The 16,950-nt window shown below is 71.3% G+C and carries 14 protein-coding genes; 8 read left to right on the top strand and 6 right to left on the bottom strand.

The window, feature by feature from the left end; genetic code table 11:
* Positions 1–70 precede the first annotated feature (70 nt).
* Complete coding sequence (locus tag L687_RS24155) at positions 71–460, top strand: VOC family protein (protein ID WP_031206684.1); 390 nt, start codon at positions 71–73, stop codon at positions 458–460.
* A gap of 67 nt (positions 461–527) precedes the next feature.
* Here the strand turns inward: L687_RS24155 and L687_RS24150 are convergent, their stop codons facing one another.
* The 5 genes from L687_RS24150 to L687_RS24130 are packed head-to-tail and all read right to left on the bottom strand — an operon-like array spanning position 528 to position 6,521.
* Positions 528–1,544, bottom strand: coding sequence for an ABC transporter substrate-binding protein (locus L687_RS24150; RefSeq protein ID WP_021198365.1), 1,017 nt, complete (start codon positions 1,542–1,544; stop codon positions 528–530).
* A 57-nt stretch (positions 1,545–1,601) separates the two neighbouring features.
* Positions 1,602–2,381 (bottom strand): ABC transporter ATP-binding protein, encoded by a 780-nt coding sequence (locus L687_RS24145; RefSeq protein ID WP_021198364.1) that lies wholly within the window; start codon positions 2,379–2,381, stop codon positions 1,602–1,604.
* Positions 2,378–3,526 carry a FecCD family ABC transporter permease gene (locus L687_RS24140; protein ID WP_021198363.1) on the bottom strand — a complete coding sequence of 383 codons (1,149 nt, stop codon included), beginning with the start codon at positions 3,524–3,526 and terminating at the stop codon, positions 2,378–2,380. The genes L687_RS24145 and L687_RS24140 overlap by 4 nt, the downstream gene beginning before the upstream one ends.
* Positions 3,523–5,319, bottom strand: a complete 1,797-nt coding sequence (locus tag L687_RS24135; protein WP_021198362.1) for a prolyl oligopeptidase family serine peptidase — start codon at positions 5,317–5,319, stop codon at positions 3,523–3,525. The genes L687_RS24140 and L687_RS24135 overlap by 4 nt, the downstream gene beginning before the upstream one ends.
* The gene (locus tag L687_RS24130) at positions 5,316–6,521 is read right to left on the bottom strand and encodes a hypothetical protein (RefSeq protein WP_021198361.1); all 1,206 of its coding nucleotides are present in this window, start codon (positions 6,519–6,521) and stop codon (positions 5,316–5,318) included. Before L687_RS24130 ends, L687_RS24135 begins: the two co-directional genes overlap by 4 nt.
* A 115-nt stretch (positions 6,522–6,636) precedes the next feature.
* Between L687_RS24130 and amiA the strand changes: the two genes are divergently transcribed.
* The 7 genes from amiA to L687_RS24100 all read left to right on the top strand — a co-directional run bounded on the left by amiA (position 6,637) and on the right by L687_RS24100 (position 14,381).
* Positions 6,637–6,735, top strand: a complete 99-nt coding sequence (gene amiA, locus L687_RS43210) for a streptamidine family RiPP (protein ID WP_017831216.1) — start codon at positions 6,637–6,639, stop codon at positions 6,733–6,735.
* A gap of 85 nt (positions 6,736–6,820) precedes the next feature.
* Positions 6,821–7,621 carry a hypothetical protein gene (locus tag L687_RS24125; protein WP_021198360.1) on the top strand — a complete coding sequence of 267 codons (801 nt, stop codon included), beginning with the start codon at positions 6,821–6,823 and terminating at the stop codon, positions 7,619–7,621.
* Positions 7,618–8,595 carry a CocE/NonD family hydrolase gene (locus tag L687_RS24120; RefSeq protein WP_021198359.1) on the top strand — a complete coding sequence of 326 codons (978 nt, stop codon included), beginning with the start codon at positions 7,618–7,620 and terminating at the stop codon, positions 8,593–8,595. The genes L687_RS24125 and L687_RS24120 overlap by 4 nt, the downstream gene beginning before the upstream one ends.
* A complete protein-coding gene (locus L687_RS24115; protein ID WP_021198358.1) occupies positions 8,592–9,995 on the top strand; it encodes a YcaO-like family protein in 1,404 nt (467 codons plus the stop codon). The genes L687_RS24120 and L687_RS24115 overlap by 4 nt, the downstream gene beginning before the upstream one ends.
* A gap of 8 nt (positions 9,996–10,003) precedes the next feature.
* Entirely contained in the window at positions 10,004–11,023 is a 1,020-nt protein-coding gene (locus tag L687_RS24110) for a hypothetical protein (RefSeq protein ID WP_021198357.1), read from the top strand.
* Entirely contained in the window at positions 11,020–12,675 is a 1,656-nt protein-coding gene (locus tag L687_RS24105) for an ATP-binding cassette domain-containing protein (protein ID WP_021198356.1), read from the top strand. Before L687_RS24110 ends, L687_RS24105 begins: the two co-directional genes overlap by 4 nt.
* The gene (locus L687_RS24100) at positions 12,672–14,381 is read left to right on the top strand and encodes an ATP-binding cassette domain-containing protein (protein ID WP_021198355.1); all 1,710 of its coding nucleotides are present in this window, start codon (positions 12,672–12,674) and stop codon (positions 14,379–14,381) included. Before L687_RS24105 ends, L687_RS24100 begins: the two co-directional genes overlap by 4 nt.
* Here L687_RS24100 and L687_RS24095 read toward each other — a convergent pair.
* Entirely contained in the window at positions 14,342–16,876 is a 2,535-nt protein-coding gene (locus tag L687_RS24095) for a DEAD/DEAH box helicase (RefSeq protein ID WP_021198354.1), read from the bottom strand. The two genes, L687_RS24100 and L687_RS24095, sit on opposite strands and share 40 nt — an antisense overlap.
* Positions 16,877–16,950: the final 74 nt, after the last annotated feature.

Below are 16,950 nucleotides of genomic sequence, written 5' to 3'. Positions count from 1 at the left end.
ATGAAGGGGCACGATGAAGGCGTTCGGGGAAGGCCTCGACAATCGGCGGAGGACGGCGGATGCTGGGATCATGGCGGCCTTCACAGCGGACAACGCATTCAGCGGATTCAGCGTCGACGACATCGACGCGGCGAAAGAGTTCTACGGCACGGCCCTCGGGCTCGACGTCGAGGTCAATGGGATGGGTTTCCTCAATCTGCGGTTGCCGAGCGGCGGATCGATCCTCGTCTACTCGAAGCCGAACCACACCCCGGCGAGCTTCACGATCCTGAACTTCCCGGTGGCCGATGTCGACGCCGCCGTGGATGAGCTCATCGCCCGGGGCGTGCAGACCAAGATCTACAGCGATGAGGAATTCCCGTCCGACGAACGCGGCATCGTGCGCGGCAACGGTCGGGGTCCGGACATCGCGTGGTTCCGCGATCCCGCGGGCAACGTGCTCGCGGTGATGCAGGCCTGACAGCGAGCCCGGAGGGTCTGCGCCCCGGAGACCGAGGTCCCCGGGGCGCAGTGCCTACCGACGCGGCTCAGCCGAAGACGGCGTCGGGGTAGAGCCCCTCGGCGATGAGCCGGACCGCCGAGACGTTGCCGAGCGTGCCGGGGAACAGATCGGTCGAGGGCACCGCGATCAGGCGGCCGTCGCGCACGGCGGGCATGTCGGGGAAGGTCGTCGCGAGGTAGGAGCGGACGGCGGCCTCGTGAGCGGGGTCGGACACCGCGAAGACGAGCGCGTCGGGTGCTTCGGCGGCGAGGGATTCCGGGGTGATCTCGGCGGCGAAGAAGTCGGCGAACGCGGGGTCTTCCGGCGTGAAGACGTTGTCGGCACCGGCGCGCTGCAGGATGTCGTACTCGATGCCGGCGCCGATGGCGGTGAGGGTGGTCCCCTCGATGAAGACCTGCGCGACGCGGGGGCGATCCTGTCCCTCGATCGCGGTGCCCACGGTGGCGAGCTCGGCCTGCGACGACGCGATCAGGTCGTCCGCCTCGTCTTCCACGTGGAAGATCGCGCCGAGGTTCTCGAGGTCGGTGAAGAGGTCGTCTACCGTGCCCTCCATGCGACGGTCGAAGCATCCGCCGGTCGCGGTGTACGCGGCGACACCGGCGTCGGCAAGCTGCTCGATGCTGGCGAAGCCCTGCTCGGCGGTGAACTCGTACGTCGTCGGCGAGTACACGAAGTCGGGCTCGACGGCGAGGAGTTCCTCGCGGCTGGGCGGGGCGTCTCCGCCGATGACCGGCACCTCGGCGGCGAGGTCCGCGACGTCGGACGGCAGCTTCTGGGTCGTGGCCTGGGCCTGGCCGACGAGCGCATCGGCGAGGCCGAGACGCAGCAGCAGCTCGGTCTGCGACGGGTGCAGCCCGACGACGGCGGCGGGCATGGACGGGATCTCGACCGTGCGGCCGCAGTTCTCGATCGTCACCGCCTCACCGGAGGCGGCGGGTGCCGTTCCGTTCGAGACCCCACCGCCGCATGCGGTGAGGGCGATCGCGCCCAGGCCGACGGTGACGGCGGCCAGCAGACGGGTGGTTCGGGTACGGGGTGTCATTCGTGTTCTCCTTCGTTGGTGCGGGGGGTGGGGGGTATGAGTTCGGATGCCGGGGGATCAGCGGCCGACGGGCTCTCGGGGATGGAAGGTCATCGCGCGTGCCCCGGTGTCGACCTCGACGGCGATGCGGGCGGTGACGTGGAAGACCTCGTCGACGAGCGCCGGGGTGAGCACCGTGTCGGGCGGACCGAAGGCCACGAGTCGGCCCTCGTCGAGCACGGCGACCTCGTCGCAGAACGCCGCGGCGATGTTGAGGTCGTGCAGGGCCGCGATCACGGTCGTGCCGAGTCCGCTCACGACGCGCATCAGGTCGAGCTGGTGCGCGATGTCGAGGTGGTTGGTCGGTTCGTCCAGCACGAGGATCTCGCCGCTCTGCGCGAGAGCGCGGGCGAGCATCACCCGCTGGCGCTGACCGCCCGAGAGCGAACGGACCAGGCGGTCGCCGAGGTCGTGCACGTCGGCGGTGCGCAGAGCCTCGTCCACGATGCGCTGATCCTCCGCGGTGTCCCGGCTGAAGGGCGGACGATGCGGCGAACGGCCCACGAGCACGGTCTCCCGCACGGTCAGGTCGAACTCGGAAGGGGAGTCCTGCAGCATGACCGACACCGTGCGGGCGAGGGCGCGCGGGGCCAGCTGCGACACGTCGGCGCCGTCGATCAGGACGCGCCCGGTGTGCGGACGCTGACCCGTGAAGAGCGCGCGCAGGAGCGTGGATTTGCCGCTGCCATTGGGGCCGAGCAGTCCCACGATGCGCCCGGTGCCGACCTCGAGGTCGGCACCGTGCAGCACGGTGCGACCGCCGCGTGCGACGCTCACGCCGTCGAACAGCACGCTCATCGGTCGAACCCCGCGCGCTCGCCGCCACTGCGCATCAACCACAGGAAGAAGGGAGCACCGACGAACGCGGTGAGGATTCCGAGGGGGATCTCGGTCGGCATCGCGACCGTACGGGCCAGCAGGTCGGCGACCATGAGGAACAGCGCGCCGCCGAGGACCGTGATCGGCAGCATCCGACGATGATCCGACCCGACCAGGAGTCTCGCCATGTGCGGCACGACGAGGCCGACGAAGCCGATGCCGCCGCTCACGGCCACGATCGCACCGGTCAGGAGCGAGGCGAGCACGAGCAGCAGCCCACGCAGCCGGGTCGTTCGTACGCCGACCGCCATCGCGGACTCGTCACCGGCGAGCAGCGCGTTCATCGACCGCGAGAGCCCGAAGACCGCGATGCAGGCGATGGCGAGTGCGACCGCGGGGATCAGCAGCGACGACATGTCGGCGGCCGACACGCTGCCGAGCAGGAAGAACATCACGCTGACGACGTTCTGGGCATCGGTGGTGAGCGTGAGGTAGCTGGTCACCGCGCTCAACAGAGCGCCCAGTGCGACGCCGGCGAGGATCATGCGGGTCGGAGACAGCTCTCCGCGGATGCGCGCGAGCATGGCCACGAGGATGCAGGCGACCATCGCGCCCGCGAACGCCGCCCCGCTCATCGTGAGCCCGAGGAACGTGGCGCCGCCCGACACGATCACCAGCACGGCGCCGACACTCGCGCCGGAGGAGACGCCGAGGATGTAGGGCTCGGCGAGTGGGTTGCGCACGACCGCCTGCATCATCGCCCCGGCGAGGGCGAGACCTGCGCCCGAGAGCGCGGCGAGGAGCGACCGCGGCACCCGGAACTGCCACACGGCCTGATCCTGCAACGGCGTGAGGGTGCCGTCGGACATCCAGGGCATGCCGGGGGCCAGATGGCCGATCACGATCTTCGCGGCATCGAGGGGCGAGACCGTGACGGGTCCGGTGGCGGCCGAGAGCATGAGGACGAGCACAGCGAGCACCGTGATCGTCGTCACGGTCGGGCCGACGGGCAGCATCCGCCGGAAGCCGACGCGGCCGCCGGTGCGCCGACGAAGGCGCGGGATGCGCCGAACGGGGGTGCGCCGTGTGTCCGTCCCGGTGAGGGTTCCGGTGGATTCGCTCATCGGGCACGTCCCATCGTGGATTCGGTCGTGGATTCGGTCGTGAGTTCGGCCGCGAAGTCCAGCACGGTGAGTCCCAGCTCGTGCAGCGCGGCGGACTCGTTCGCACCGTGTCCTGCCCCCGAAGCCGTCCAGAGCCGGGCGGAGCCGCCCGCTCGTCGTAGCGCCTCGACCATCCGGTGCGTGTCGCGAGCGCGCACTCGGGTGTCCTCACCGAGTACGACGCCGAGATAGGAGGGGATCCGGGCACCGGCCGGAAGGGCTTCGGCCTGCGCCAGCGGAGACAGGGCCCGGAGGTGAGCGCGCGATTCGCGGGTGCCGTCATCGCCGAACTCCGCTCGCCAGCGTGCACCGAGCGGATGATCGTCCAGGTGGAGCAGATCGAGGGGAGCGGCGGTGGTGACGAATCCCGCGCACAGATCCGGGTGCGCGATCGCACACCCGGCTGCGACGACCCCGCCCAGAGAGGCCCCGGCGAGGACGAGGAGGTCGGGTCGCGTGATCCCGGCCTCGATGAGTCCGCGTGCGATGTCGACGAGGTCGGCGATCGTGCGGTGCTTGCTCCTGCCGCGGCCCGCCTCGCGCCACGCAGCTCCGCGCTCGCCACCACCGCGGAGCTGCGCGACGGCGTACGCTCCACCGCATTCGACCCAGGCGGGCACGGTCGGCTCGAAGAGCGGAAGGTGCGGCACGCCGAACCCGCCGTAGCAGGTCAGGATCAGCGGCAGCGGACCCTCCGTTCCCGGGGGAGAGGTCACGTGGACGGTCAGGATCACGCCGTCGTCGGCGCGGATGTCGTGGCGGACGGTCGTGCCGAGGGGCCGCACGGCAGCGGCCGGCACCACCACGGTCCCCCGGCGCTCGCGCTGCAGGAGGCGAGGGGGAGTGAGCGGGCCCTCGACGCCGAGACGCAGCACGCCGTCGTCGACGCCGATCATCGTGGTGGTGAGCGCATCGGAGGGGCTCGACGCGGCCTCGATGCGCGCGACCTCGACACCGTCGACCAGGTCGATGAGCACGCTGCGCCCGTCGGCGACGGCGAGGACGACGACGCGGTCATCATGCACCGCGACATCGACGATCAGCGCGTCGGGATCGTGCCAGCGCCAGAGTGCATCGTCTTTTCCGGCGGCGTCTTTTCCGGCATCGTCTTTTCCGGCGCCGTCTGTTCCGGCACCGACGTTCGGCACGGCATCGAGCCCGCGGTCGTGCCACACCAGCACGCCGGTGCCGAGAGGGGAGGCCCGCAGGAGCGCCGGCCAGCGACCCAGCGATGCTCCGGTGCCCCGGTCGGTCAGCGTCGTGCCTCGCGAACCCGAGCTGAGGGCGCGCAGGCCTCTTTCCCCGCCGGGGAACAGTCGCAGTCGTGCATCGGCCTCGAGAGCGGCCGCCCGCTGCTCGCCGGTCTGCAGGTCCAGGGTCACGAGCATCCGGTCGCGGCTCGCGACGACGTCGAGGCTGCGCGAGTCGGGTGCCCAGAGCACGGTGTCGTAGCGCAGACGGATGTCGGGGTGCAGCTGCAGGGTGCCTCCGTGGGCATCGACGATGCCGAGGACGGCGTTCTCGTCGGCGGTGGGCGCCCACTCGACGGCGATGCGCCGACGGTCGGGCGACGGGAAGATCCGATGGAGGTGCCCGTCGGGCTCGATCACGGTCGTGCCGTCGAGGCGGTGGATACCGCGACGAGAGCGACCGTCGGCACGACCGAGGATGAAGCCCCCGACGGGAAGACCCGGTCGACCGTGACGTTCCGCACGTGCGAGGGCGTCGTCGAGCGCGGATCGGCGAGCGCTCATCGGCCGACCAGATCGTCGACGCGGTGGTCGGCACCGGCCCACAGCAGGTGCCCGCCCTCGTCGAGTGGGGTGGGGAGCTCGATGGTCGAGATGCCGCTGTCGTCGACGAGGTGGATCGTGCCATCTCCGCCGCTGGTGACGGCGATCGTTCCGGTGCCGGGGTCGATCGCGATGGACCGGCGCTGTGCGGGGCGGCCGTCGACGCCGTCCCACGGCAATCGTCCTGCGCGGGGCGGGTGCGTCATCGCCGGGATCGGGGTGATCCGCGCGATGCGCGCGTCCTCCCGATCGATCACGATCACGACATCCCCGTCGGGATGGATGACGGAGACGGCTGCGACGCCCGTGGCGAGGGCGAATCGGAAGGCGAGCCCCGGCGGCAGCGGCACGGTGCGGGAGGCTCCCGACGCGAGGTCGATATCGACGAAGGTGTTGGTCCACTCCGGCCACGATCCGGGAGAGGCCGGTCCTCCGCGGACGATGCCGGTGGCGCGCCCGGTGTCGCCCGCGAGGCGCAGGTAGTACGCGCGCCCTGCGACGGGCCACGGGACGATGCCGATGGCGCGGGGAACTCCGCCGTCGACGATGAAGCGCTCCAGACCGCGGCTCGTCGCGATGCCGATGAGGCCGGAAGCGGGGTCCATCACGTCGCCGTGTCCGTCTGCGGCGAGGTCGTCGATGACGTGCCCGCGCAGGACCGGTGCGTGCGCTCCGACCTCGAGCGCCGCCGCGAGGGGCAGTGCCTCGACGGCTCCGGGTTCGCGATGGCGGAGCACGATCATCGGCTCTCCCGTGGCCTGATCCGGAGCGACCACGACGCCCGGCTCACCGGTGCGCACGCGGAAGCGCACGGAGGAGTCGGTCGCGAGATCGACGACGGACACCAGGTCGGTCCAGGCTTCCTCGTTCATGCCCAGACCGGAGGTGACGACCACGTGGCGTCCGCTCGGATCGCAGGCCAGATGCTCCGCCGGGATGGCGATCGGGACGCGTCGTACGGAGTCCGCGTCTGCGATGACCAGCGCACCGCCGCGGTCGTCCGCGAACGCCCAGCGGCCGGATGATCCGGCGGGCAGGCGGAGGAAGCCCGCATGCTCGGCGAGCCAGCTGTCGGCGACGGCGACACGCCGGGAACCGTCATGGATCTCGTAGACGACTCCGGCCCGGTGATCAGCGGCGAGGAGGGGGGTGGAGGAGGACATGTCAGCGATCCTAGTAGATATTGAGAATCATTATCATTTAGGGTCGTCAGTGTTCACTCACCGTGGACACCGCCCCGCACCCCGCGAGGCGGACACCTCACAGAAGGAGCACGAAATGGAAAAGCAGATCCTCGCCGAGATCGAAGAGTCCGAGCAGCTGGCGCACCTGTCGGCATCGCACTCGAACGCCCTGGTCGAGAACCCGTTCGACTGATCGCGGATCCTTCCGTCGCGCTTTCGAGCGCACTCCCGTCCGGCCGGGCGTTCGCGCCCGGCCGGACCCATCACCGAGAGACACCATGACTTCCGAACCCCGCATCCTGCCGCTCCCCGACACCGGGGCGCATCTCGTCGTCGGTGCCGACGGCCGCCCCCGGATCCGTCTGCGCACCGGACGACTCGTCCTGGTCGACGCACCGGCCGCCGCTCTGGTCGAGGCCCTCGAGAGCGGGGCCCACGGAGAGCGCTCGACCGCACTCGACCGGCTGACGCTCGAGGTGCAGGAACGCGAGTCCGCCGATGCCCTTCACCGCTGGCCGCAGGAGCACCGCGACGTCTGCCTCCTCGGAACGGGCCCGCTCGTGCACGACCTCGAGCGCGTGCTCGCCGCCTGGGGCGCCCGGGTCGCCGTCCTGGATCCGGAGGCGGCACCGTCCGAGCACGCCGCGCTCGTGGTCGCCTATGCCGAGGACGCCTCCGGCCGCCGCCGCTGGGCAGAGCTCGATCGGCTTCCCGAGCGGGGCACCGCGTGGCTCCGCGTGCACCGGGAGGGCGAGGTCGTGCTGATCGATCCGCTCGCCGTCGACCCCGGCGACCCCACCTCCGTGCAGGTGGCCGCGCGAAGGGTGGCCGCGAGCAGCGCGCCCGCGTCGACCGAGGCCTGGCAGCTGGCGCGTCCGCTCACCCCTGGCGCGCTCGACGACGCGACCCGAGCGCTCGTGCTCGCCCGACTGCTGCACACCATCCTCGCGTGGGCGCAGGAGGACGCAGAACTCGACCGGCTGCGGACGACGCTCTGGAAGGTCGTTCCCGCAACCGGTTCCGTGAGCGCGCACACGGTGCTGCCCTTCCCCGCGGCCCCGCGCCGGGTGATCCGATGACGCCGCCGCGCGATGCCCGCCCTCATGCCGTGCTCGCGGAAGACGGCGCCCTGCTGCGCGGCTGGGTCTGGGAACCCGCGGAACCTCGCGGCGTCGTGCTCATCCGTACGCCATACGGCGCCTGGCGACACGGCGACACCGCACGCGCCTGGGTCGGGCGGGGCTACCGCTGCGTGATCCATGACGTGCGCGGACGCCACTCCTCCGACGGTGAATGGCGCCCCTACCTCGCGGAACGCAGCGACGGGCGCGCGGTGGTCGAGCAGGTCAGGGCCGAGAGCCCCGGGCTCCCGCTCGTGCTGTCCGGCGGCTCGTATGCCGCGCACACCGCACTCGAAGCGGCCAGGGCCGTCGTCGTCGAGGCCCTGGTGCTCCAGGTGCCGGCGCTCGGGCTCGCCGAGACCGCGTGGGACGAGAACGGGCGTCCCCAGCTGCGCGACCGGATCGGGTGGTGGCACCAGCACGGCCGCGGCCCGCGTTCCCTGGCGCCGCTGTCGGACGAGCAGCTCTCGGCCCGTGTCCGGCGGGCATCCGACGTGGGCGTGCATCGGGCCGCCGACGAGTGGGGGTGGTCTTCCGAGGTCCTGTCCGGATGGCGACGCCTCTGGTCTGCTCCGGCCGTCGACCTGGACCGTGCCTACGGGGCGCTCCTGGCACCGCTGCTGCTCATCCGCGGCGATCACGACTTCTTCTTCACGCATGCCGGTCGGCTCGCGGCTGCCTGGCAGGGCCCCGTCCACCTGGTCGACGGTCCGTGGGGGCATCGGCTCGCTGCCGACATCGACGATGCCGAGGTGCGCTCCCGGCTGCGCAGCGCAGGCGGCATCGGGGGTGTGCTCGACTCCTGGCTCGCCGAGACCGGCCTGCCGACCACGGCATCCGCGCTCCCCGCACCGGCGTCGGCGCGAAGCCGCCGCACCAGATCCGCCTTCGAACCCGAGACCGGCCGCTGGCGGTACGAGAGGACAGCATGAGCGTGCACGACAACCTTCACCGCCGCACAGCGCGGGCGACGCTGTCGGCCGAGGCGCTGGTCGACGCCGAAGCCGGCATCATCCGCTCGGTGCGGGAGGTGCCGCATCCGATCGGCGCCCCAGACCGGTACCTGGCCTTGACGGCATCCGTGGCCGACGCCCGGATCCTCGGGGAGTGGCCCGCCGATCGGGTGTCGCTCGGCACATCGTTCGGCGACCCTGCTCAGGCGCGCATCGCCGCGATCGGCGAGGGCGTGGAGCGGTATTGCGGCAACTGGCTGCCCGATGAGCTGCCTCGCGGCGAGCTCCGTGTCAGCACCGCCGACGAGCTGCGCGCCGACGGGGAGAGCGTCATCGACGAGTCCGATCTGCCGCGCTTCGCCGACTGGCAGCTCGCACGGCCCGGGTTCGCGTATCAGCGTCTGCTCCCCTCCACGCCGACGCTCTGGGCACGCTGCGACGAGATCGACGGTGACTCGGTGTGGGTGCCGGATTCTCTCGTGCACCTGAACTGGCGGCAGTCCCGGTTCCGCGCGCTGCCGCGGACACACCATCTGAACTACGCCGGCATCGCGACCGGCGCAGGCTTCGACGACGCCCGCGACCGCGGGGTGATCGAGGTCATCGAGCGGGATGCGCTCGAGGTGTGGTGGCACCTGGACGGACCGACGTTCGGCATCGATCCGGCCACGGTCCCCGGTCTGCTCGACGATCTTCAGGGGAGCAGCCTGCGGGTGTGGCTGGTGGCGATGCCCTCGGAGTTCGCTCCCGCGATCGGCGCGCTCGTGCACGACGAGGAGCGCGGGCTCTACGCTGCAGGCTTCTCGGCCTCGCTCGACCCGGCGCGGGCCGCGCGGAAGGCCGTGCTCGAAGCGGTGCACACCTGGATCTACACGCAGGGATGCACGACGGACGACGGATGGGTGTTCCGCGCGGTCGCTGCGGGACTGATGGCGAAGGGCCTCACCCTCGACTTCCGTCCGCACGCCGACTACCTCGCCGCGGCCGGGCCGCAGTTCGAGAACGTGATCGACCTCGGCGCGCACGTGCAGGTGTGGCTCGACCCGAGCGTGCACGACGAGGCCCGGCGGTTCCAGTCGCCCGCGCAGGGCGTGCGTCCGCTGAGTGCGGTGGACCCGGTCACGATCGACGAGGTGTACGGGCGTCTGCGCGATCGCGGTCACCGCGTCCTGACCCGCGACCTCACGACCTCCGACGTGCGACGCACCGACCTGCGCGTGGTGCGTTCGATCGTGACCGGACTGGTGCCCAACGCCCCGGCGGCGTTCTCGTACCTCGGAATGCCACGGTTCCGCGAGGCGGCCGAGGAGCGCGGCTGGCGCACCACCTGGACCGGCGGCCCGGAGGACTTCACGCTCCTCCCGGCTCCGCACATGTGAGGGCCGTCATGGATCGCACACGCCGCGAGAGCCGCGGCCTTCCTGCCCCGCTCGACGAGGCGCTGACCTCGCGCATGCCCGCAGGTCCCCTGCCGCCGGGGCCGCGCGCGAACGCCTGGGATCGGGTCGGCGCCGTCGCGGACGAACCTCACCGCGGGGTGTCAGAGCTCGTCGACGCCCTGTGGCACCCGGGGGAGTACCACCGGGATGCCGACGGCTCGGCCACCCGCATCCGTCGGCGCCCCGTCCCCTCGGCCGGAGCGTGCTATCCGGTGCAGACCCACCTGATCGACCCCACCGGTGTGCGCTGGACGGTCGACCAGGAAGGGGTCTTCCATCGTCGCGTCCTCGCATCCGACCGTGCGGACGGATGGCCGTCGCCGGCATCGGACGACGGCACCGCACGCCTGGTGTTCACCGTGCTGCCGGGGCGGTCGTTCGGCCGCTACCGGCACCGGGCGTGGCCCCTGTGGATCGCGGATGCGGCCTACGCGGTCGCCGCCGTGCGATTCCTGCTGGGGGAGCGCGCCGGGCCCGTGCAGGTCGGTCCCTCGAAGCGGCTGCGGGAGATGCTCGGCGTCCCCCGGGCTGCGGATGCCGACGCCTGGGTGCGCCGAGGACTCGCGCCGGAGATCCCGCTCGCCGCCGTCGGGATCCCGCACGTGCCGACCCCGCACGCCGCTGCTGTGCAGGCTCTCGGCACGCGACGCTCGCCCGCCATCGCGGAGTTCGCCGATCGGATCGGGGGCTCACCGACCACCGAGGTCGAGCGCGTCGCCCGCGCCTCCGGACAGGGCTGGGTGCGCGGTGCGACCGAAGTGCGCTCCTGGTCCGTGCCGAGCAGCGCACCCTCGACGATCGTCGGCGCCACCCTCTGGAGCGCCCATCTCGCCGCCGCACGCCTCTGCTACGAGGCCGCTCTCACCGGAGACAGGCGCACGCGCCCGGTCTCCGGCCTCTCCTCGACGGGCGACCGGTGGATCCTCCACGCGGTCGCCGTCCTCGACTCCCGCGGAGGTGCACGATGATGATCGTCCCCGAGCTGTGGCGCGAAGCGCGACGGCACCCCTGGCTCCTGTCCATGAGCATCCTGCTCCTCCTCCTCGTGTTCGCGACGCACCTCGCGCAGGCGCTCGCCCTCGCGTGGTCTCTCGCCGCCTTCGTGCGCGGTGACACGGCCGGCGCGGTGGCGGGCATCGGCGGGATCCTCGCGATCGGGGTGGCGCGGATGCTGCTGACGCTCGCGCAGGGCGATGCCGCCGCCCGCCTCGGAGGGCGGGTCAGGGAAGATCTCCGAGGTGCGGCCGTCGCCGCGGCGCTGGTGCCGGAACGACTGCACGATGCCCGCCTCCGCGACGGCTCGACCCAGCTCGCGCTCGGCGACGGCATTGACGGCACCGACGCCTATGTGTCGAAGTACATCCCTGCGGTGGCGCAGCTCGTGGTCTGCAGCCTGATCGCGGTGTGCCTCGTCGCGGTGCTGTCGCCCGTGATCGCGCTGTGCGTCGCCGCGGGGATCCTGCTCGCGGTGCTGGGCCCTTTGGCCTGGAAGCGGATGCTCGCCCGGCGCGGTTTCGACCACTGGGACAGCTACGAGGCTCTCAGCGGCGACATGCTCGAGGCACTCCGGGGGATGTCGACGCTGCGGGCGCTGGGCGATGTCCCCGCGACCCGTGAGCGCTTGCAGGCGAGGTCGGAGTCGTTGCGCGTGGCCACGGAACGCGTCATGCGATCGTCGCTCGCCGAGACGGCGATCACCGACTTCGCGGTGCAGGCCGGAGTGGTGGTCGCCGCCGGGCTGGCCGTCGTGTCCGTGATGACCGGACAGCCACCGGCCATCGAGGTGTACGCCCTGCTCCTGCTCTCCTCGGAGGCGTTCCGACCGGTACGTGAGCTCTCGCGCCACTGGCATGCCGGATTCCTCGGGCTCACGGCGGTTCCCGGGCTGGCGGCCCTCGGTGCGTTCCGTCGGTCCGCACGGGTCGCGACGGAGATCGAGCGCATCGAGGAACCCGAGACCGGGGCGGTGACCGGCCGGGGAGACGTGCTCCGCATCTCCGGCCTGTCGTACCGATACCCCGGCACCGATCACGACGTCCTGCGCGGGGTCGACCTCCGTGCCGGGTGTGGCGAGGTGCACGCGATCGCCGGCCCCTCCGGTGCGGGCAAGTCCACGCTCTTCGACCTCGTCCTCGGCTTCCTCCCGCCCGCAGCGGGAACGGTCGAGCTCGACGGGCGCCCGCTCCGCCCGAGCGATGTCGCCGTGGTCTCCCAGCACCCCGTCCTGTTCACCGGGACCATCAGGGACAACGTCGATCTGTTCGACGCCGGGCAGGAGGCGCTGGAGGATGCGTGCGCCGCGGCCGGTGTGCTCGACGAGATCCGGGCGATCCCCGGAGGCTTCGACGCGAGGGTGGCGGAAGCGGGGACGAGCCTGTCGGGCGGGCAGCGGCAGCGTCTCGCCCTCGCCAGAGCATTGCTCGCCCGGCGCCCCGTGCTTCTCGTCGACGAGCCGACCAGCGCCCTCGACGACCGCAGCGCCCTGACCGTCGCCGAGACGCTCGAACGTGTCGCCGCAGAGAGGATCGTGCTCATGATCAGCCACCGTCCGGAGGCCCTGTCCAGGGTCGCCGATGTGCGGGTGCTCCGTGACGGAATGCTCGTGGAGGAGGCCTCATGACCTCGTCCGCGGGCATCCTCGCTCGGCTGCTTCCGCCGCTGCGACCCGAATGGCGGCGCATCGTCGGCAGCTACCTGATCGCCACCACGAGCCTGTGCGCGCTCGCCGCCATCGCGGTGCTCACCGCGCTCGGCGTCGGCGGGGCCGTCGTGCACGGCACCTGGCCGCCGGCGGTCTGGTGGTTCGCCCTCGGAGGCCTCGTGCTGCTGCGCACCTTCCTCACGTGGCGCGAGATGGACGTGTCGCACGCCCTCGCCTACCGCGTGCTCGCCCGGCTGCGGATGGCGCTCTTCGACGCGTACTCGCGCAGCGTTCCCGGTCGCCGTCGCGAGCACTCCGGTCGGGCCGCATCCGTTGCGATGACAGACATCGAGAAGCTGGAGTTCTTCTACGCCCACACGGTCGCACAGATCGGTGCCGCGTTCACGCTCTTCGTCGGAGCCCTGGTCTGCGCGTTCCTGGTGATGCCGGTGGCGGCGGTCGTGATGCTCGCCGGAGCGGTCGCGGTCGCGCTCACCGTCTGGGCCGGGGCGGGTCCGTCGCGGCGTATCGGTGCGCGTGAGCAGCAGGAGCGCGAGGAGCAGTCCGAACGACTGGTCGACGCCCTCGGTGCACTGCGCGAGATCCTCGCCTTCGGGCTGCAGAGCCGGGTCGTTCGCGAGGCCGTCGACGGTACCCGGCGGTCGGCGCGCGTCACCCGCCGCCGGGAGGTGATCGCCCAGCTCGTCGACGGCACGCGCGAGCTGATCCTCACCGCGGTCGTGATCGGGGTGATCGCCGTCTCCCTTCTCGACGGATCGGTCGACGGGGCGGTCGACGCCGGGCGAGCGGCACTGCTGCCCGCGGTGATCGCCCTCGCCGTCGCCGGCGTCGCCGCGGTGGCGGACGCCGCGCACACGGTGTCGGAGCTGCATCCACTGATCACCAGTGCCGATCGCGTGGGTGCAGGGCTGCACCGCCCCCCGGTCGTGGCGCCGGTCGATCGTCCGCTCCCGCTGCCGCCGGGGCCGCTCGGTGTGCGCTTCGAGAGGGTCGCGTTCTCCTACGACGACCGCTCGGAGGTTCTGCGCGGCTGGTCGATCGACGTCGACCCCGGTGAGCACATCGCCCTCGCGGGGCCGTCCGGCGCCGGCAAGAGCACCGTGATCGCGCTCGCCGCGCGGCTGTGGGACCCTGCAGCGGGCACCATCGCTCTCGTCGATGCGGCGGGGGTCGCGTACCCGCTGGGTCGCATCCGCGATGAAGATCTTCGCCGGACCGTGGCCGTGGTGGAGCAGGATGCGCGCCTCTTCCACGGCACCGTGCGCGACAACCTCGTGCGGGGTGTCGGCGCCCGCACCGACGAGCAGTTGCGCGAGGCGCTCACACGGGTCGGCGCCGACGACTGGATCACCCTCGACGACGAGCTCGGCGAGCACGGGGTGAGGCTCTCCGGTGGTCAACGGGCACGGTTGGCCCTGGCGCGGGCGCTGTGCCGCGAGCCCCGGGTGCTCATCGTCGACGAGATCACAGCGAGCCTGGATACCGAGTCGGAGCGCATCATCTCCGACGTGCTCGAAGGGTTCGACGGCACGGTCATCGCCGCCTCGCACCGGCGCGAGACTCTGGGGCGGTTCGGGCGGGTGGTCGGCGTGGAGCGCGGAGGCCAGGCGAACGACGGCGGCGGCTACAGCCGGTCGACCCCGGTGACCGTCACGACGGCCTGACCGGCTTCGTCCGAGGCTGCGAGGTCGATAGTCGCGGTGATGCCCCAGTCGTGGTCGCCGGCGGGATCGTCGAGGATCTGCCGTGCGGTCCAGGCGGCGGGCCCCTCGGTGAGGATCAGCAGCTTCGAGCTGCGGGCATCAGCGCCGGTGAGGATCTCGTCGTGGTCGGCGAAGTACCCGTCCAGCGCGTCCGACCAGGCGTCGGCGCCGAAACCGGGATCGAGCTCGGCCAGCGCGTTCACGTCTTCCCTGGCCGCCAGCTGCACCCGGCGGAAGAGTTCGTTGCGCACCAGGATGCGGAAGGCGCGGATGTTGCTCGTGAGGCGCTTGGGTGCGGGCGGGACGATCGGCTCATCGGGCGCGTGTGGATCGAAGCGTCCGTTGTCGACGCCGGCGATCAGCTCCTCCCACTCGTCGAGCAGGCTGGAGTCGACCTGGCGGACGAGCTCGCCGAGCCACTCGATGAGATCGCGCAGATCCTCGTCCTTGAGCTCTTCCGGGATGGTCTGCGAAGCCGCGCGGTACGCGTCGGAGAGGTAGCGCAGCACCACACCTTCGGAGCGCGCGATCTTGTAGTACGCGACATATTCCCCGAACGACATGGCCCGTTCGTACATGTCACGCACCACCGACTTGGGGTGCAGCTCGAAGTCGCGGATCCACGGCTGGGCCGCGCTGAAGGTCTCGAAGGCCGCGGTCAGCAGCTCGTCCAGCGGCTTCGGGTAGGTGATCTGCTCGAGCAGCTCCATCCGCTCGTCGTACTCGATGCCCTCGGACTTCATCGCGGCGACCGCCTCGCCCCGGGCCAGGAACTCCTGCTGACTGAGCACGGCGCGGGGATCGTCGAGGGTCGACTCCACGATCGAGATCATGTCGAGTGCGTAAGAGCCGGTCCCCGTGCCGGCGGCGGGATCGGGGTCGAGCAGCTCGAAGGCGGCGAGGGCGAACGGCGACAGCGGCTGGTTGAGCGCGAAGTTCGGCTGAAGGTCGACCGTGAGGCGGATATTTCCTTCGGGGGTCTTCTCGACGATGCCCGATTCGCGGAGCGTGCGGTAGATGCCGATGGCCCGTAGCGCGAGCTCCCGCTGGCGCCTCCGCGGCTCGTGGTTGTCGTATACCAGTGCGCGCATATTGCCGAACACGTCGCCGCCGCGGGCGATCACGTTGAGCATCATCGCGCTCGTGATCTGCATGTGCGAGGTCAGCGTCTCCGGCACGGCGTCGATGAGCTTGCGGAACGACGGCTCGCCCCACGACACGAAACCGTCCGGTGCCTTCTTCCGGACGATCTTGCGCTTCTTCTTCGGGTCGTCGCCGGCCTTCTTCACCGCAGCGACGTTCTCGCTCTCGTGTTCGGGCGCCTGCGCGACGACCGTGCCAGCGGTGTCGTAGCCCGCGCGGCCCGCGCGGCCCGCGATCTGGTGGAACTCACGGGCGTTCAGCTGCCGCATCCGGGTGCCGTCGAACTTCGTGAGCGCCGTGAGCAGCACCGTGCGGATCGGCACGTTGATGCCCACGCCGAGGGTGTCAGTGCCGCAGATCACGCGCAGCAGTCCGCGCTGGGCGAGCTGCTCGACCAGACGCCGGTACTTCGGCAGCATGCCCGCGTGGTGCACGCCGATCCCTGCGCGCAGGAACCGTGAGAGCGTCTTGCCGAACGCGGTCGTGAAGCGGAACTCGGCGATCAGGGCGGCGATCTCGTCGCGCTGCTCGCGGGTGGCGACCTTGGTGCTGGAGAGCGCCTGCGCGCGCTCCATCGCCGCGGCCTGAGAGAAGTGCACGACGTAGATCGGCGCCTGTCCCGTGTTCAGCAGATCGTCGATGGTCTCGTGGATCGGCGTCGTCTCGTAGAAGAAGTGCAAGGGGACCGGACGCTCGACACCGGTGACCGTGGCCGTCTCGCGGCCGGTGCGACGCGTGAGGTCGGCGGCGAGCTCGGTCACATCGCCGAGTGTCGCCGACATGAGGATGAACTGCGCCTGAGGCAGCTCGAGCAGCGGCACCTGCCACGCCCACCCGCGGTCGGGGTCGGCGTAGAAGTGGAACTCGTCCATCACGACCTGGCCGACGTCGGCATCGGTTCCCTGGCGCAGCGAGAGGTTCGCGAGGATCTCGGCCGTGCAGCAGATGATCGGAGCATCGGCGTTCACGGAGGAATCGCCCGTGACCATGCCGACGTTCTCGGCGCCGAACACATCGACCAGGGCGAAGAACTTCTCGCTCACGAGCGCCTTGATCGGTGCCGTGTAGTAACTGCGCCGTCCGGCGACCAGGGCACTGAAGTGGGCGCCGATCGCGACGAGCGACTTCCCGGTGCCGGTGGGGGTGGAGAGGATCAGGTTGTTGCCGGAGACGATCTCGATGACCGCCTCGTCCTGCGCGGGGTACAGGCTGATGCCCGTCGATTCCGCCCATTCGACGAACGCGAGGTAGACGGCATCCGGATCCGCGGCGTCCGGGAGGAGGGCGGGGTCGAGCCGCGGAGAGGAAGTCATGGTGATTCGATCATCCCTCATGCGCGGGGGCACCTGCTCTGCGGGACCGACATGCCGCCGCGCCGGGCGACGTC

Origin of the sequence: Microbacterium maritypicum MF109, from assembly GCF_000455825.1 — a bacterium.
GTDB classification, from domain to species: Bacteria; Actinomycetota; Actinomycetes; order Actinomycetales; family Microbacteriaceae; genus Microbacterium; species Microbacterium maritypicum_A.
This window is presented reverse-complemented; position numbering and strand designations above follow the sequence as displayed.

What these genes read in the sequence shown, in the direction of transcription:
- L687_RS24095 (WP_021198354.1), bottom strand. Translation starts at nt 16,876, where the DNA reads ATGACTTCCTCTCCGCGGCTCGACCCCGCCCTCCTCCCGGACGCCGCG.
- L687_RS24115 (WP_021198358.1), top strand. Translation starts at nt 8,592, where the DNA reads ATGAGCGTGCACGACAACCTTCACCGCCGCACAGCGCGGGCGACGCTG.
- L687_RS24120 (WP_021198359.1), top strand. Translation starts at nt 7,618, where the DNA reads ATGACGCCGCCGCGCGATGCCCGCCCTCATGCCGTGCTCGCGGAAGAC.
- L687_RS24130 (WP_021198361.1), bottom strand. Translation starts at nt 6,521, where the DNA reads ATGTCCTCCTCCACCCCCCTCCTCGCCGCTGATCACCGGGCCGGAGTC.
- L687_RS24140 (WP_021198363.1), bottom strand. Translation starts at nt 3,526, where the DNA reads ATGAGCGAATCCACCGGAACCCTCACCGGGACGGACACACGGCGCACC.
- L687_RS24135 (WP_021198362.1), bottom strand. Translation starts at nt 5,319, where the DNA reads ATGAGCGCTCGCCGATCCGCGCTCGACGACGCCCTCGCACGTGCGGAA.
- L687_RS24125 (WP_021198360.1), top strand. Translation starts at nt 6,821, where the DNA reads ATGACTTCCGAACCCCGCATCCTGCCGCTCCCCGACACCGGGGCGCAT.
- L687_RS24105 (WP_021198356.1), top strand. Translation starts at nt 11,020, where the DNA reads ATGATGATCGTCCCCGAGCTGTGGCGCGAAGCGCGACGGCACCCCTGG.
- L687_RS24100 (WP_021198355.1), top strand. Translation starts at nt 12,672, where the DNA reads ATGACCTCGTCCGCGGGCATCCTCGCTCGGCTGCTTCCGCCGCTGCGA.
- L687_RS24155 (WP_031206684.1), top strand. Translation starts at nt 71, where the DNA reads ATGGCGGCCTTCACAGCGGACAACGCATTCAGCGGATTCAGCGTCGAC.
- amiA (WP_017831216.1), top strand. Translation starts at nt 6,637, where the DNA reads ATGGAAAAGCAGATCCTCGCCGAGATCGAAGAGTCCGAGCAGCTGGCG.
- L687_RS24145 (WP_021198364.1), bottom strand. Translation starts at nt 2,381, where the DNA reads ATGAGCGTGCTGTTCGACGGCGTGAGCGTCGCACGCGGCGGTCGCACC.
- L687_RS24110 (WP_021198357.1), top strand. Translation starts at nt 10,004, where the DNA reads ATGGATCGCACACGCCGCGAGAGCCGCGGCCTTCCTGCCCCGCTCGAC.
- L687_RS24150 (WP_021198365.1), bottom strand. Translation starts at nt 1,544, where the DNA reads ATGACACCCCGTACCCGAACCACCCGTCTGCTGGCCGCCGTCACCGTC.